The sequence below is a fragment of the Rhodovibrio sodomensis genome (assembly GCF_016583645.1).
Taxonomy (GTDB): domain Bacteria; phylum Pseudomonadota; class Alphaproteobacteria; order Kiloniellales; family Rhodovibrionaceae; genus Rhodovibrio; species Rhodovibrio sodomensis.
The window spans coordinates 1-1580 of the sequence record NZ_NRRL01000250.1; the positions used below are offsets into that span (position 1 = coordinate 1).

Annotated in this window: 3 protein-coding genes; all 3 read right to left on the bottom strand. The window is 68.2% G+C overall.

Translation table 11 applies throughout. The features are described 5' to 3' along the window. Positions 1 to 799, bottom strand: a 799-nt coding sequence (locus CKO28_RS27515) for an IS66 family transposase (protein WP_200344703.1), incomplete at its 3' end; no start/stop codon positions are given. Positions 800 to 854: 55 nt separating this feature from the next. Next, the gene (gene tnpB, locus CKO28_RS27520; RefSeq protein WP_242480866.1) at positions 855 to 1187 is read right to left on the bottom strand and encodes an IS66 family insertion sequence element accessory protein TnpB; all 333 of its coding nucleotides are present in this window, start codon (positions 1185 to 1187) and stop codon (positions 855 to 857) included. Between the two features lie 17 nt (positions 1188 to 1204). Continuing rightward, on the bottom strand, positions 1205 to 1435 hold the full coding sequence (locus CKO28_RS27525) for a hypothetical protein (RefSeq protein ID WP_200344707.1): 231 nt from the start codon (positions 1433 to 1435) through the stop codon (positions 1205 to 1207). Positions 1436 to 1580: the final 145 nt, after the last annotated feature.

Here is a 1580-nt window from a genome sequence, read left to right on the forward strand (position 1 = left end):
CGCCCATCCGATCGACCACCGGGGCCGCGTGATACGAGCTGCGGCCGAGCCAGTCCGCCATCATCGACCGGGTGACCGGGATGCCCTGGCGCTCGAACACCTGCGCCTGGCGGTACAGGGGCATATGCTCCGAGTACTTGGCGACGATGATGCTGGCGATCAGCGCCTCGGTCGGCAGCCCGCCCTCGATCAGGTGCGCCGGCGCCTTCGCCTGGGTGACGCCGGCTTTGCCGTGCGGGCAGGCGTAGCGCGGCTGCACCGTCTCCTTGATCCGGTACTGCGTCGGCGTGATGTCCAGGCGACGGCTGCGTGTCTCGCCGATCTTCTTCATCTGCCCGCAGCCGCAGGGACACGTGGTGTTCTCCGGCTCGAGATGTTCCTCGTCCTTGGGCAGATGCTTGGGCAGCCGGCGCGCCTTGCCGGACCCGCTCTTGCTCCGCTTCTTCTTGCCGCCGCTGGCGTTCTGTTCGCCGTCGTGGCCGCCCTCGACCTGCTTCGCGTCGTGTTCGGCTTCGGCCGTACCGATTGCGGTCTCGATATCCTCGAACACGAGCTCCTTCTGCTCGTCGTCGAGCTTCTCCGAGCTGCGGCCAAACTTCGCCCGCTCGAACTCTTTGACCAGCTTTTCGAGCTTCTCGTTGTAGGCTTTCACTTCCGCCGCTTCCGCCTCGGCGGCTTGCCGCGCGTTACGCTCAGCCTCTTTCGCTGCGCGCTCGGCCTGGGTGGCCTGCTCGATCAGCTGCGCCATCTCGGGCGACAGCGCGCTCAGATCGGGCGGTGTCGGCGGCTCCTGCGACATGCTGTCAGGGTAGGAATTGCGGAGTCGCGGCAAAAGAGCAGACCCGAGGGCCGATTCAATTCGCCGCAGCCGGTTTCGGCACGCGCCTGGGCTGCACGCGCTGCCAGTTCAGGCCTTCGAACAGTGCCTCGAACTGGGCGCGCGACAACTGCATCACCCCATCCCGCACGGGCGGCCAGCTAAACCGCCCCTGGTCCAGCCGCTTGTAGGTCAGCACGAGCCCGGTGCCGTCCCACACTAAAATTTTGACCCGATCGCCGCGTTTGGAACGAAAGACCACCGTCAGCCCGGAGTGCGGGTCCAGGCCGAGTTCGTTCTGCACCGTCGCAGCGAGGCCATCATGTCCGCGTCTGAAGTCAACGGGCCGCGTGGCGATCACGATGGGCATGCGTTGGCCTGGGACGATCATCGCCGCCCTGCCAGCTCCGCCGCCACCGCGGCGATGCGCGTGACGTCCGTGTCGGCGGGCAAGCGCACCGTCACGCCGCCGGCCACGATCTCCACGCGCGGGTCTGCTGTGACGGGCTCGGTCTCCCCGGCCGCCGCGTCCGCGACGTGCAGCGGCACGAACGCCGGCGTGTCGCCCGCCGTGTCCATCTGGTCGCCGTCCAGCCTGAGTTCGCGGTCACTGAGCACGCAGCGCCGGGTTCACGCGTACCTTGGGCAAAAGCCCGGGCGCGCGGCAGGGCGCGGTCCGACGCCCTCCAATCGGTAGTTGTCGGTGCGGTAGGGAGATTTCGGCTCAGGTCGGCGCCCGGGCTCGGATGAGGTCGGGCAGCGG

Bases quoted from the DNA above. Each gene is read 5' to 3' on its own strand.
- tnpB (WP_242480866.1), bottom strand. From the start codon at position 1,187: ATGCCCATCGTGATCGCCACGCGGCCCGTTGACTTCAGACGCGGACAT.